The organism is Ruegeria sp. BHSB064 (genome assembly GCF_059613205.1).
In genome coordinates, this window is record NZ_JBXWSB010000046.1 from 18,814 (window position 1) to 32,279 (window position 13,466).

The following is a 13,466-nucleotide window of genomic DNA, read 5'->3' on the forward strand; positions in this document are numbered from 1 at the left end:
TTCTCCCGTTGGATTGGAAATTTTTTGCATACGCTTGCAAACACGGTAGACTTAACTGCGTCATTTTGGCAAGGTTTTTTTGCAATCGTATGCAGAAAGGCGCTACTCGATGTCCGGGTTCTCGGCAGAAAAGCAAGTAATCAAAGAGTTTTATGAGCAACTAGACCGTTCCGAAACAGGTGCAGAACACAAGGTTCTGTCAGAGTACTACAGCTCGAATCACATCTGGCGCGGGTTTCATCCATTTGATGAAATACACGGGCCTCAGGCCGTTGCAGATACCTTCTGGACGCCCGTGCGCACGTCTCTGACGCAACTGCAAAGACGGCAGGATGTATTCATGGCAGGCGCCAACGAAATGGATGACTTTTCGTCTGTCTGGGTGGTGTCGATGGGGCATCTGATGGGTTTGTTTGATACGCCCTGGTTGGGTATCGCACCGACCGGCAAGTTGGCTTTTTTGCGTTATTGCGAATTCAACCGTGTGGAAGACGGCAAGATCACCGAAACGGCGATGTATTTCGATATTCCGCACCTCATGCTTCAGGCCGGGTTGCAGCCATTTCCACCGCAAACAGCCGCTCAGCTGGTTCAGCCGGGGCCGATGACCCACGATGGATTGATGTTCGATCCGCAGCCCCCGGAAGAAGGCGAAAAGACACTGGCTGCGATCAACGCGATGATCTCGGATCTGGGTCAGTGGAACAGCGGGCTGAGCCTTGAGGACGAACTGCGCCGTACGTGGCACGAAGACATGCTGTGGTGGGGACCCACGGGGATCGGCGCAACCTACACGATTGAGCGCTACGCCAAGCAACATGCAGGACCGTTCCGCGCCAGCTTCACTGATCGTACAAAAACCGGGCATATCTGCCGCATGGCCGAAGGGCATTTTGGCGGCTTCTTCGGCTGGCCCAACTTCACCGCCCGCCCCACCGGAGGTTTCATGGGCATGCCCGCCACAGACAAACCCGGAGAATTCCGCGTGATCGACATTTACCGCCGCGCAGGTGACAAACTTGCTGAAAACTGGATTTTCATTGACCTACTGCATTTCTGGAAACAGCAAGGCGTAGACATTCTGGGACGCATGCAACAGGTGCCACGCACATGACTGGCTGGATAGATGCGCATCATCACCTTTGGGATCTAAACGCCGTTCACTACCCGTGGCTGATGGCCAAAGGTGTTGAGCGGTTTTTTGGCGACCCCTCTCCCATTCAGCGGAACTACCTTTTGGACGAATTCAGCTCAGATGCCCGAGCTCAGGGCATCCGCGCCTCTGTCCATATTCAGGTGGGGGCCCAAGATGGACTGGCCGAAGCCCGATGGGTTCAATCGGTGGCGGACGCCAACCCCAACTGGCCCATGGCACAAGTGGTCTTTTGCGACCTGACCGCACCGAAGCTAATGGACCAATTGGATGCGTTCCAGCACCTCAGCACTGTACGCGGCGTGCGCCAGATCGTTGGCCGCGCGCCCGGCGAGGATGCGCAGACTGGCACCAATGCATTATTGGACGACACCCGGTTTCTGACCGGTTTGCAAGAGGCCGGGCGTCGGGGGTTGAGCTTTGATTTGCAACTGATCCCTGAACTCTACGAGAAAACCGCTGGTTTGTTGGCGCAGGCGCCGGACACGCAAGTTGCGCTGTGCCACGCGGGATCACTCCATGACCGCAGCACAGCGGGGTTGAATGAATGGGCCAAAAATCTACGAACGCTGTCAGATTTGCCGCACGTGACCTGTAAACTCTCGGGTCTGGGCATGTTTGACCATCACTGGTCAACCCAAAGCATCCGCCCGATTGTCGAGACATGCCTTGACCAATTCGGAGCGCATCGAACCATGTATGGGTCGAACTTTCCGGTGGACAGCCTGTACAGCGACTACGCAACCCTCATGAAGGCATATGCGGAATTAATCCCGGAAGAGGCCAAGGTGGCAGTGTTTCGTGAAACAGCAAAGCGGTTTTATCAGCTCTGACACCGAAGAACTGCAAACGTTCATGCGACACTGTCGGAAAAGTGAGATCCCGCCTTAAGGACGCGCCGCGCTTTTTCGACGATCGGCAAGTCGATCATCTTGTTGTCCAGCGCAACGGCACCACGGCCTTCAGCCAGGGATTTTTCGTATGCAGCAACAATCCTCTGCGCCTGAGCAACAGCGTTTTCCGACGGGGTAAACGCAGCATTCAACGGTGACACTTGTGAAGGGTGGATTGCAAAACCGCCCTCAAACCCCAATTTGGCAGATCTTTCCGCAACCCTGCTGAAAGCGGGAATGTCGTGATATTGCGCGATGCTGCCAGCGTAGCCCAAGGGGATTTTGCCGGCCGCCCGCGCTGCTGTCACGATTTGTTGGCTCGGATAAAGCAGGCCATCCCATTCGGGCTCCATGCCCATCTCGAGGCAGAAATCCTCTGTCCCGAGATTCAACGCGATCAATCGCTCGTGCGCCGCAGCAATCATCGGCGCATTGAGCAACCCCACCGGGCTTTCGATCAAACCGATCAGGGACACGTCATCGCACCCCTCGGCGCGAACAAAATCGGCAATTTTCAGAACAAATTCAGGGCTTTCGACTTTTGGCAGGATCAAATAATCAACACCCGCCGCAGTCGCTGCAGACAGGTCATCCTCCAACAGCGCGTCGTCGTTGTTGATCCTGACCGCGACCGATTTGCCATTTTCCCGAAGGGCGGTCGCCGCACTGCGAAGCTTTTGCCGTCCGTTTTCCTTTTCGGACTGCGGCACTGCATCCTCAAGATCAAGGATTACGACATCAGCGTCCGTCTTTGCAGCTTTGGCCACAAAGGCTTCAACATGCCCGGGGATATAAAGAAGCGACCTGAGAGTTTTGTTTTTCATCCTGCACGCGCCATCATTGAGGGCGACACCTGACCAAGCAATCCGGTGTCCAACAAAGGCGTATCGCCATGTGCCGCCAGATACGCCTGCGCCAATTCGACCGAGCAGCCGCAGGCGCGCACCTTCTGCATTAAGTCGGCTTTGGTCATGGGCATGGACGCACCGCCGGGAACAAAAGTCATTTCATGGCTGATCACCTGTCCGTCCTTGAGTTCGACTGTGATCGTTTCCGGGGTAGTCGGTCCGATGTCACCAGTGTCGCCTTTTGGCAGATCGTACAGATCCAGCTCGATCGAAGCTGTCAGCTCGCGACGCTGAGGATCATTAAATCCGTCTGGCTCAAAATCGCCGGGGACGACGCGGCCTTCCAGCAAACCAACGGCGATACAGTAGCGCACCGAAAAGCGGGCTTCGGCGTCGTTGTCCGGCACACCAAAGCCAGCAACGCGATGGAACGGCGCGGGCATGCGGATTTTGACGGAGGCGATATCGCTTGGGTGTTTGATCTGCCGGCTCAACTCAATCGCACCGTAAATTGGGCGTTGCGTGTAGGCGCAGCTCGGCCATAGCTTTCGGATAACCGGATATTGTTGAACCGCCTGACCCAGTTCCATTGTCTTCATCATTTCACGAAAACCGATGGATTCCGGGGTACCGTAAACCTTTGTAAACCCAAACTCGGAATCCCACAGATTGCAGTTTCCAGTTGCGTCTGCACGACCCAAAAGCGCTGCCCTCAGCCCAGCTTCCGCCGCCAATCCGGTATGAAGCGCTTTGGCGTCATAGCCGATCTGGGTCAGCAACCCGGACGAAGACGACACCGCAAGCGCCATGGCATTGGACATTTGCCGCGCCGAAAGCGCAAGTGCCTTGGACACTGCAGCAGCTGTGCCGATCGGGCCCAAAGTTGAGGTCGAGTGCCATCCGATATCGTAGTGACCGTATCCCAGCGCCTTGCCCATCCAAATGATGGTCTCATACCCTACGATCCAGGCGTCATTCATTTCGTTAATTGTCATCGGCACCTTGTGCGCAAGGCTCAGCAAAGCGCTCAGAACCGGCGCGCTTGCGTGACTGGACCCGGACAGTTCGTAATCGTCAAAATCCAGCGCCGCTGCACGCGCGCCATTTGCCAGCGCTGCACCGGTTATCGACAGCATCTCACCCCCACCGACCGGTGGCACTGAACCCTGTCTCAGACCAAAAAGCATTGCATCCGACGCAGCAACAGCCTGACGCTCTGTCGCGCCCAAAACCATGCAGGACAGTGTGTCGATTAGCGTGAAACGCGCCTGTTCTCTCACCTCGTCGTCAACACCAAGGTCCGATTGCGTTGCCCAGTCCGCAAGGCGCTCCGAGAAGTTCAGCACATTTGGTTTTGCCATGGATTGATCCACGTCGAGTTTCGATTGCATTGACCTGAACCTTAGAAAGTGGCTGTTGCTTGCATGGCCTGGGCCCCGTCGAAGCGGCGTGCCCACAGCTGCATCGTATTGTTTTCGCGGACACCTTCGATATGGAAGGGATTCATACCCGCCAGAGGTGCGGTCCCACGAAACCCAAATGTTTTTGGTGCTTTTCCCATGGTGCGTTGGGCAAGGTCGACCAGCAAAGTTGCCGTGAGCGGCCCATGAAAGACCAGACCGTCATACCCTTCGACCGAACGGGCATAATCCACGTCATAATGAACCCGATGCCCATTGAAGGTCAGCGCCGAATAACGAAACAGCATAACCTGTGTGGGCGAGATCATCTCGGACACTTCGGCGTTGTCAGGCGCTTGTGCCGGCACGGGTTTCGGGGCGTCAGGGTGGGGATCTTCGCGGTACACGATGTCATGCTCTTCGGTCAAAGCAAGCGTGCCGTCGCTCAGGAAAACCTCGTGCAGAACGGTTACGAAACACAAAGAGCCGCTGCGCCCGTTCTTTTCCGCAATATGCTTGATCGTAGACCGCTTTTTGACCTGATCGCCAATCGGAACCGGGGCCAGAAATTCAAACCTGCCACCGGCCCACATCCGTCGGGGCAGCGCGACAGGAGGGAGAAACCCCCCCTTTTTCGGATGACCGTCCCTGCCCAACTGATCAGCCGGTTTTGCTTCGAGAAAGTAGAGCCAATGCCACAAGGGCGGCAATGCATCGCCGTTTTGCAACGTCGGTTCGCGACCAATCGTGGCTTGCATGAAACGGGCGGGCTCGGCGCGCAAACAGTCCTCGTGCGTCTCCGAACGTCCGATCCAGGAGTCTACGGCTTGCGACATCATGTTGACCTTTCTGCTTTGGTCAGGCGAATTCAGCGCGCAGCGCCGGGCCATGCTGGTTGATTGCGGGGGCGGACGACAACGGGTCGACCTGTTCGACATCCAACCAGCGAATTGGCGCTGCGGGTATCGCGATCGTTTCGTTTCCTTCGGTTGTCACTTCGCGACGCCGCAGGGCTGGGTGGTTGCCCAGCGCATCAACACTGTTAACCGCGCCATACGCGATGTTTGCTGCAGCCAACCGGGCGCGGAACTCTTGCAAGGTCAACCCTCGCGACATCTTGGAAATCAGGTCCTCCAGCGCGTCACGGTTGGCGACCCGGTCATTGTTGGACGCAAATCTGGAGTCTGAGCCTGCGGTGTTCGAGCGCAAGACCTCTTGGCAAAACCGCTGCCACTCACGCTCGTTTTGAATGGCGATTAACGTTAATGCCCCTTCGCTCGTTTCGAACGCACCATAGGGGGCCATGCTGGGATGGCGCAAACCCACGCGTTGCGGGGCCCCTTTTCCGTATTCGCTGTGCATCAGCGGGACACTCATCCAGTCAGCCGCCACGTCGAACAACGAGACAGCCAAAGCTGCCCCTTCGCCCGTCATTTCACGGCGCATCAGGGCTTCTAAAACGGCCGCGTGGCAGGTCATGCCTGCACCAATATCACAAATCGATACGCCGATGCGTCCCATTTCGTTAACACCACCGCTGATTCCAGTGAGACCGGATTCAGCCTGTATCAGAAAGTCATAAGCCTTCAGGTGCTTGACCGCGTCGCTTTCTCCATAGCCGGTGATGTCAACGGTAATGAGATGCGGGTGCTTTTCACGCAACTGTGCTGAACCAAACCCGGCACGCGCCATGGCTCCCGGCGCAAGATTCTGAACAAAAACATCAGCCTGCGCGATAATGCGATGCAGCAAGGCCGCGTCTTCCTCAGTGCGGAAGTCAAGCGCCAACGATTCCTTGCCTTGGTTGGTCCAGGCAAAATACGAACTTGTGCCTTTGGCCGCACGATCATAGCCACGCGCAAAATCCCCTTCTGCGCGTTCGATCTTGATGACACGTGCGCCTGCTTCGGCCAGTCGCGCAGTGCACAGCGGTGCGGCCAGTGCCTGTTCGATCGAGACCACGAGAATGTCTTTCAACGGCTTCATTTCGGCGTCCTTGCTTCGATCCATTTTAAGCAGGATAAAAGCGGTTCACTTGAAAGAAAATTCATTGCTTTTGCGTTTTTTGTTTAGTTAATTTTTACAAAATGACGACTCACAAACTCCCACCCCTTCACGCGTTGAATGTGTTTGAAACCGTCGCCCGTCTGGGCGGTGTGCGGGCAGCCGCAGCCGAATTGAACGTGACCCCCCCAGCCGTCAGCCATCAGCTGGACAAATTGGAAGGGTTTCTTGGCGCGCCCTTGTTCATTCGCCGAGGGCGCAATCTGGTTCTCACCGAAGGCGCGCATGATTATCTGACGGAAGTCCGCCCCGGCCTAGAAGCAATAGGGCGTGCGACATCGGTTGCAACCCAGCAATCTCAACGTGAAGTTCTGACAATTGCGGCCCCGCCTACGCTGACCGCAATGTGGCTGATGCCCAAGCTGCACGGGTTCTCGGAACTGTATCCCGACTATGACATTCGTCTTCTCGACCGGATGACATTCAACCCGGACGAGCGAGGTATTGATGTTGCCATTGAATACCGGTTCGAGGCCGACCCGGATCTTGTGTCACTACAGTTTTTACCGGACGAACTCGTTGCGTTGACCAGTACCGATTATGCTGAGGCGAACGCATTGCGGGCTTTGGATGACCTGAAAGGCGCGACGCTGATAGAAACTGAAAGGCGTCTGACATCGTGGAAAAAAGTTCTGGCAGGGCGATCTTGGCTGCGTCGTCAACGTTTCTTCTCGGTCAGTTACTCTCTGCACGCATTCGAGGCAGCTGCCCGGGGGATCGGCGTGGCTCTGGGCAATCGGGCCAATGCCGAAAGGATGCTGGCCGAAGGACGTTTGTGCATTCCCTTTGAATTGCCTTCTGAAACCGTGCCTCCTGCCCCGCGTTATTTCCTGAGTGCGGTTTCCCATCGCCAGCGCCAGCCAAGGGTTCGCGCCTTCTGGGACTGGCTGGTCGCAGAGGCCGCGATGTAGTCTACCTTTCGGGCGCCGCTTTCGACCGCCGTAAGCTAGCCGCGGCTTTACGCGGCTGATCTGTCTGCCGTTGGACGCTCGCCAAATCTCGTTTTGTAGGCTTTCGAGAAATTTACGATACTGGCGAACCCTGTTGCGACGGCAACATCAATGATGGACAGGTCGGTACCGCGCAGCAACACCCGCGCCCGATCAAGACGCAAATTGCGATAGTATCGGGACGGGCTTGTCTTGAGGTGTTTGTTGAACAAACGCTCGATCTGCCGCCTCGAGATTTTTTCGTCTTCGATGAGTTCATCAACCGGGATCGGGTCCTGCAGCGAGTCCTCCATTTTCTTGAGGATACTCAGAAATGCAGGGTTCCGGGATCCGGCCATTTTCGACATAGCCTGGCGTTGCGACCGGTTGCTGTGGCAGTCGAAGTCATGGACACAATAATCCGCCACTTTCTGTGCAGTGCCGTTGTCGAAATCTGACTCGATTATGGAAAGCGTCAAATCCAGACCTGCAGTGCCCCCAGCGCTTGAGGCTACGCCGTCATCCGCCACAACCCTTGACGGCAAACAGTCCAGTTTCGGAAACATTTCTTCGAAAACCGGGGCCAGCGACCAGTGCAACGTCAATTGCGCTTCGTTTGCCAACCCAGCCCGCGCCAACGTAAACGCGCCGGTTCCAATCGCAGCCACGCGGCCACCAAATCTGGAATGTCTGCGCAACCATTGCAGGGTTTCGGGACGGGCTTCCAAGTATCCGGCATTTCCCGAACACACAATGACGTAATCTGAATGTCGCGTCGTACACAGACCAGTCTGCGCAGGGATTTCGATTCCGTTGGAACACGTCAAGGGAGCGCCTGTCTCAGTCATAATCGACCAAGTGTAATCAGTTTCGCCTGTCACTGAATTGACGGCACGCAACGGTTCGATCCCAGCCGCAAAATCCAACATGTTGGAACCAGGAAGCAGCAGGAAATAAAAATGGCGCTTCTGCGCGATGCCCGCAGAATGCCCGGCAGCGCTTGGGTGTTCGCCCTCCCGGCACCGGGTGATGGGTTTTGACTCAAGATACATGCGCTGCAGTGCCTTTCCTCAGACTTTAAGAAGTGATTTGAGATCAGTGCCAGTATCCGCAACCATCTTAGGATGCGGGGACTTTCCGGATTCGATCAGTCGTTTCGCAACCATATAGGCGCGCGGGTCGTTCATCGCGTCCGCGGCGATAAGCTTGGCATCACGGTAGTACCAAACCGAGGTCGACCCATCGTCACCTTCACGAGAAACGACCTGATCGTAGCCGACATTCAGACCGGCAATCTGAAGCTTGACATGGTACTGATCAGACCAAAACCAGGGTTTTGCTTCGTAAGGCTTGATTGCTCCCATAATGTTTTCAGCAACCGCTTCGGCCTGATCAATGGCGTTGCCGACGCTTTCCAGGCGGATCTGTGCGTCACCATGTGGGAACGTTGCACAGTCTCCTGCCGCCCAGATACAGGGATGCGAAGTACGGCCCCACGCATCCGTTTTGATGCCGTTTTCGACGGCTACACCGGCGGCTTCGGCAAGGGCCGTGTTCGGAGTAATTCCAATTCCGAAGACAACAAAATCGGCCGGGATCACCTCACCATTGGCAAGTTCCACCCCGTCTGCGCGATCCGATCCGGTGACGCGCGCAATCTTTGTATCTTCAAGAATTCGCACGTTGTTGGCATCGTGCAGGTCGCGGAAATACCGAGCAGTTTCCGGGGCCGCAACCCGCTGCAAAATGCGCGGAGCGGCTTCGATCAGTGTGACATCAAGATCAAGCTTTGCCGCAACGGCAGCAACTTCGAGGCCAATGTAGCCCCCCCCGATGATGACGATCTTTCGACCTTGCTTGAACTCCGGTGCAATTGCATCGATGTCGGCAATGCCGCGGATTGTGTAGGTCCCGAGCAGAGTGCCACCAATGCTCTCGGGCAGGCGGTTGGGGGTCGAGCCGGTCGCAATGACCAGATGCTCAAACGCCAGCGTTTGATCGCCACAGACAAGTGTCTGATTTTCCGCAGATATCTCGGTGACTTGCTGATTCAAATGCAAGTCGATCTGGTGCTCGTCAAAGAAGCTTTCGGGCCTCAGGAAAAGACGATCACGCGGCAGCTCGCCCAGAAGATAGGCTTTGGAAAGAGGCGGCCGCTGATAGGGCGGGTGCGCCTCTTCACCGATCAGGGCAATTGGCTTGTCGTAACCCAGATTGCGCAGTTTGACTGCGGCGGAGCAACCAGCTTGCCCCGCCCCAACAATGATGACACCGTAGTCGGTCATTTCATTGGCCTCTCAAAGTCACGCTCAAACACACTCGCGATCAGCGATGTCGAGGGTGCGATCCAAAATCTCCAGACCGGTCATCAGATCCTCTTCACTGATGTTGAGCGGCGGTGTCAGGCGAACGACGTTCGAGTAGAACGATAGGTACAGGCCCTCGTTCATCGCAAAGCTCATCATGTCCGACATTGGTTTGGCATCTGCGCCCTTGGCGGCAAACGGCACCAGCGGTTCGCGCGTGTCGCGGTTCTTGACCAGCTCGATACCGTTGAACATGCCCTTGCCGCGAATGTCGCCGATGCAGGGGTGCTTTTCGGCCATTTTGGCCAGTTCAGCGCGCATCTTCTCACCCATAGCGGTTGCATTTTCCAGCGCGCCCTCGTCCTGCATGGCCCGGATTGCGGCGATGCCCGAGGCACAGGCCAACGGGTGACCGGCATAGGTCAGACCGCCCGGCATCGGATAGTCGCGCAGCCAGTCATGCAGGGTCTTCGAAACTGACATGGTGCCCAGCGGCACGTAGCCCGAGTTGATGCCCTTGGCGCTGGTGATGATGTCGGGCTGAACGCCCCAGTGATCGACGGCGAACCATTTGCCGGTACGGCCAAACCCGGCCATGACCTCATCTGCGATCAGCAGAATCCCATATTTCTCGCAGGTTTCTTTGATCGACTGAAGATACCCATCGGGCGGCACGATGATGCCATTGGTGCCCACGATCGGCTCCAGAATAACAGCCGCCACCGTGTTGGGGTTTTCGTACATCAGGAGTTCTTCCAGATGCGGACCGCCCTGCGCCACCGGGCACTTTGCCGGGTCGGTGTGCCCGGTCGGCAGGCGATAGACATAGGGGTCCAGCATCCGCACCACACCCGGCATATCGGCCCGGGTCAGGTGATGGCGCGGGTCGCCGGTCAGCGACAGCGTACCGCCGGTCGCCCCATGATACGAGCGATAGCGGGCAACGATCTTGGTACGACCGGTGTAGTGCCGCGCCAGACGGATTGCGGTTTCGTTCGCTGCCGAACCACCGGTGGTGAAAAAGGTCGAAGTGATGTTCTCGGGCGTGATCTCATTCATGATCGCCGCCATTTCGGAACGCACATCCGAGCCCATCGCCGGGCCGATATAGCAAAGCTTGTCGGCCTGATCCTTGATCGCCTGAACGATCTTGGGGTGCTGGTGGCCCATATTGGCATTCACCAGCTGGCTTTGGAAATCGAGATAGCGCTTGCCGTCGCTGTCCCAGAACCAGCTGCCCTGCGCGCCAGTAATGACACGGGGGCGGCTGCCCTGTTTCGACCAGCTTTGCAGATAGTGGTCTGCGTGCATGTCTTTGACCCATTCAGGATCATGTGAGGGGTAGGCGTTGCTGAAATCTTCCATAACAGGTCTCTCGGCAGGCTGGGGTTAAGATCAATCGATAATGGTGACGGGCTGGCCCAAAGCGTCGGCATCGGGCGTGACGCCCAGACCGGGCCCTTCGGGCGGGGTGATGCGGCCATTCTCGCGCACTGGGCCGTCGGGGGCCAAACGTGGGCCGACATAGTGGCTCAGGTCGCAAGTGTTCATGATGCCACGCGCGGGGGTCGAGGCAGCCAGATGCAGCAGCGCGGCGGTCGTGATATCGCTGCCCCAAGTGTCTTCGATACACATCTGGGTGCCCAGTGTCAGACAAACATCGCGGATCTGGCGCATGGCAGACAGGCCGCTCATCTTGGACAGCTTCAGCGCTACGGCCTGCATGCAACCAGCCTGATGGGCTGAGATGACCGAGGCAACGTCATGCGCGTTTTCGTCGATTTTCATTGGCAGGCCGGTGACGCGCTGTACATGGGCGCATTCCTCGAGCGTCGCGCAGGGTTGTTCCAGCATGACGTCCAGATGGGCCGCAGCGCGACCAACCCGGATCGCGGTCAGCGCATCAGTACCGCAGTTCCAATCGCCATAGACCAATGGGCCGGTGCCAACTGTCTCGCGCACCTTGGTCAGCCGCTCAACATCAGTCTGCCAGTCGCCATCGGCACCCAGCTTGACCTGAAATTGGCGCATCCCTTTGTCATATGCGTCCTGCGCCATGCGTGCCATTTCGTCCGGTACCACGCAGGTGATCGAGTGATAGAGCGGCATATTCTTGACCTGCCGCCCGCCCAACAGACGGTGCACCGGCAGACCGGCGGCTTGCCCGGTCAGATCCCACAGCGCAGTATCCAGCGCGGATTTCGCGTAAGGATGGCCCTGCAGAAACCTGTTCACCTGCTCCATTACAGTTTCGGGCCCAACCGGGTCGGCACCGATCAGAACCGGGGCCAGCTCAGTGATGGCCGGGATCACGCCCTTGGCATAGGCAGGCAGGTAATGCGGGATCGGGCAGACCTCACCCCAGCCGGACAGGCCTGTATCGGTGTCGAGACGCAGTACAACCGAGGTTGTCGTGTCGCAGGTTTTCCCATCCGCCATGTAATACGTGTCATGGCTGGTCAGTGGAACTTCCCAAGCTGCAACGCGGGTGATCTTCACGTCTGTTTTCCTTACATTGACCCGCCGAACCACAGGCGGTCTTGGCCGTTATTTTCAAAGGGTCGTAGCGCGCGTCAGGGCGTCACCACGATGTTGCCAACATGCGTTTTCTGCATGAACGCCTCTTGCGCCTGTGCAAGATCTTCCAGCGGATAAGTCGCCGCCAACAGAGGCTTCAGCGCCCCGGTTTCGATCATGCCCACCACACGCTGCATCGTGCCTGCCGGGCAGATGGTTGCGCCGGTCAGTTGCAGGTCTTTGTAAACCAGCTGGCGCAGGTCGAACTCAGCCATCTGACCCGCGATGCAGCCTGAGGTCGAGTACCGCCCACCCTGACGCAGAGCGTTGATCAGCGGCATGAACATCGGCGCGCCGACAACGTCCAACGCGATGTCCACTGGACCACCTGCCACGTCACGAATAGCGGTTTCCAGATCGGGGGTGTTGCGGTCGATGACATGGGCTGCACCCAACTCATGCAGCATTTCGCCCTTCGAGGGGCTGGCAATCGCAATCACCTTGCAGCCACGCAGACGACACAGCTGAATCGCCGCCGAACCCACGCCGCCGGATGCGCCCGTGATCACCACGACCTCACCCGGACGCGGCGCGGTGCGCTGAACCAGATTTTCCGCTGTTGTATAAGCGCAAGGGAAAGTGGCCAGTTCCGCATCGCTCAGGCTGCTTTTCACAGGCACTGCATTGGCTGCGCGCACTTTGGTGTATTCGGCATACCCGCCATCCGCCTCGGACCCGAAATAGCCCGAGTTCTCAGGGTTCAGCCAATCCCCGTGGCTCAGCAGCCAAGGGTCGATCATTACGCGTTCGCCGATGCGAGCGGGATCAACGCCTTCGCCAACGGCAACGATTTCACCAGCAACATCCGCACCCTGAATGACGGGGAAATTCAACGACCCGCTGCCCCAGGTGCCGTCATCGCCGCTGGCTTCGTCAAAACCATCCGCCGCCCCGCTGCCCAGATCAGCGTCTACCTTTTTGGAATACCAGGCAGTGCGGGTGTTGATGTCAGTATTGTTCAGACCACAGGCACCGACTTTGATCAGCACCTCACCCTTTTCAGGGGTCGGTGTGGGCATGTCGCGGTATTCCAGCATGTCCAGCCCGCCATGACCATTTAGTACAACGGCTTTCATCGTTTCCGGGATCATCCGATCTGTGTCCTGAACTGAGCTATTGGTCTTACGCGGCGGGCACCTGTTTGATGCCCGCCGGTTTTGTCTTATGCAGGAGCCGCAGCAGGCGCGCCGGTGCGCGGCAGCTTGCTTTGCGGATCATAGGCAGGCTCACCCAGAATGCGGCCTTTGCGCGGCTCACCTGCAACGATCACTTCGATCTCCTGACCCGGCACGTTGG

The 13,466-nt window shown here is 57.4% G+C and carries 12 protein-coding genes; 3 read left to right on the top strand and 9 right to left on the bottom strand.

What is annotated here, in order from left to right; genetic code table 11:
- The first annotated feature begins 109 nt into the window (after positions 1-109).
- Together AC2FNU_RS12595 and AC2FNU_RS12600 are read left to right on the top strand one after the other, a co-directional pair.
- Entirely contained in the window at positions 110-1,114 is a 1,005-nt protein-coding gene (locus tag AC2FNU_RS12595) for a nuclear transport factor 2 family protein (protein WP_496788652.1), read from the top strand.
- On the top strand, positions 1,111-1,986 hold the full coding sequence (locus AC2FNU_RS12600; RefSeq protein ID WP_496788654.1) for an amidohydrolase family protein: 876 nt from the start codon (positions 1,111-1,113) through the stop codon (positions 1,984-1,986). Before AC2FNU_RS12595 ends, AC2FNU_RS12600 begins: the two co-directional genes overlap by 4 nt.
- A gap of 20 nt (positions 1,987-2,006) precedes the next feature.
- On the opposite strand, the gene AC2FNU_RS12605 is transcribed toward AC2FNU_RS12600, so the two are convergent.
- The 4 genes from AC2FNU_RS12605 to AC2FNU_RS12620 are packed head-to-tail and all read right to left on the bottom strand — an operon-like array spanning position 2,007 to position 6,304.
- Positions 2,007-2,870, bottom strand: coding sequence for an HpcH/HpaI aldolase/citrate lyase family protein (locus tag AC2FNU_RS12605; protein ID WP_496788656.1), 864 nt, complete (start codon positions 2,868-2,870; stop codon positions 2,007-2,009).
- Positions 2,867-4,285 (bottom strand): MmgE/PrpD family protein, encoded by a 1,419-nt coding sequence (locus AC2FNU_RS12610; RefSeq protein ID WP_496788658.1) that lies wholly within the window; start codon positions 4,283-4,285, stop codon positions 2,867-2,869. The genes AC2FNU_RS12605 and AC2FNU_RS12610 overlap by 4 nt, the downstream gene beginning before the upstream one ends.
- An 11-nt stretch (positions 4,286-4,296) precedes the next feature.
- Entirely contained in the window at positions 4,297-5,130 is an 834-nt protein-coding gene (locus AC2FNU_RS12615) for an HTD2 family dehydratase (protein ID WP_496788662.1), read from the bottom strand.
- A 22-nt stretch (positions 5,131-5,152) separates the two neighbouring features.
- Positions 5,153-6,304, bottom strand: a complete 1,152-nt coding sequence (locus tag AC2FNU_RS12620) for a CaiB/BaiF CoA transferase family protein (RefSeq protein WP_496788667.1) — start codon at positions 6,302-6,304, stop codon at positions 5,153-5,155.
- A gap of 77 nt (positions 6,305-6,381) precedes the next feature.
- Here AC2FNU_RS12620 and AC2FNU_RS12625 point away from each other — a divergent pair, with 77 nt between their 5' ends.
- Complete coding sequence (locus AC2FNU_RS12625) at positions 6,382-7,269, top strand: LysR substrate-binding domain-containing protein (protein ID WP_496788672.1); 888 nt, start codon at positions 6,382-6,384, stop codon at positions 7,267-7,269.
- A 47-nt stretch (positions 7,270-7,316) separates the two neighbouring features.
- Here AC2FNU_RS12625 and AC2FNU_RS12630 read toward each other — a convergent pair whose 3' ends face one another.
- The 5 genes from AC2FNU_RS12630 to AC2FNU_RS12650 form a co-directional block, all read right to left on the bottom strand.
- Positions 7,317-8,339 (bottom strand): GlxA family transcriptional regulator, encoded by a 1,023-nt coding sequence (locus AC2FNU_RS12630; RefSeq protein WP_496788674.1) that lies wholly within the window; start codon positions 8,337-8,339, stop codon positions 7,317-7,319.
- Between the two features lie 18 nt (positions 8,340-8,357).
- The gene (locus AC2FNU_RS12635; RefSeq protein WP_496788677.1) at positions 8,358-9,572 is read right to left on the bottom strand and encodes an NAD(P)/FAD-dependent oxidoreductase; all 1,215 of its coding nucleotides are present in this window, start codon (positions 9,570-9,572) and stop codon (positions 8,358-8,360) included.
- Positions 9,573-9,596: 24 nt separating this feature from the next.
- Positions 9,597-10,958 (bottom strand): aminotransferase class III-fold pyridoxal phosphate-dependent enzyme, encoded by a 1,362-nt coding sequence (locus AC2FNU_RS12640; RefSeq protein WP_496788681.1) that lies wholly within the window; start codon positions 10,956-10,958, stop codon positions 9,597-9,599.
- 30 nt (positions 10,959-10,988) lie between these two features.
- Positions 10,989-12,092 carry a mandelate racemase/muconate lactonizing enzyme family protein gene (locus AC2FNU_RS12645; protein WP_496788685.1) on the bottom strand — a complete coding sequence of 368 codons (1,104 nt, stop codon included), beginning with the start codon at positions 12,090-12,092 and terminating at the stop codon, positions 10,989-10,991.
- A gap of 74 nt (positions 12,093-12,166) precedes the next feature.
- On the bottom strand, positions 12,167-13,261 hold the full coding sequence (locus AC2FNU_RS12650) for an alcohol dehydrogenase family protein (protein ID WP_496788689.1): 1,095 nt from the start codon (positions 13,259-13,261) through the stop codon (positions 12,167-12,169).
- Positions 13,262-13,466 lie beyond the last annotated feature (205 nt).